At 62.0% G+C, this 276-nt stretch carries 1 protein-coding gene; it reads right to left on the reverse strand.

Going from position 1 to position 276, the window contains the following annotated elements; genetic code table 11:
- Positions 1 to 276: DsbA family protein (locus tag ACYPYD_RS21670; protein ID WP_459665465.1), on the reverse strand; the 276-nt coding region annotated here is incomplete at both ends.

The raw sequence follows: 276 nt of genomic DNA on the forward strand, positions 1-276 counted from the left end.
ACGTCCAGCAGCACTTCATGGCGCGAGACATTGGCGCCCTGAGTGAAGTACGCCTCGAACAGCGCGTGCTTGAGTTCGGATTGGCGGCCCTGTTCTCCCGCCCAATGCAGCAGCCTATGCGCGTCGAACGTATTGTAGATGCGGCTCTCGTCGTTCATCGCAATTGTGAAGCCGACGCTTGCGGCGCGCTCCTGAAGCACCGCCCTGCTCGCGGCCGACTGTTCGGGCGTGGATCCGTACTTCTGGGCAATGTGCTCACGCAGGTTTTGCCCCTCG

The sequence above is a fragment of the Novosphingobium sp. 11B genome, from assembly GCF_054589055.1.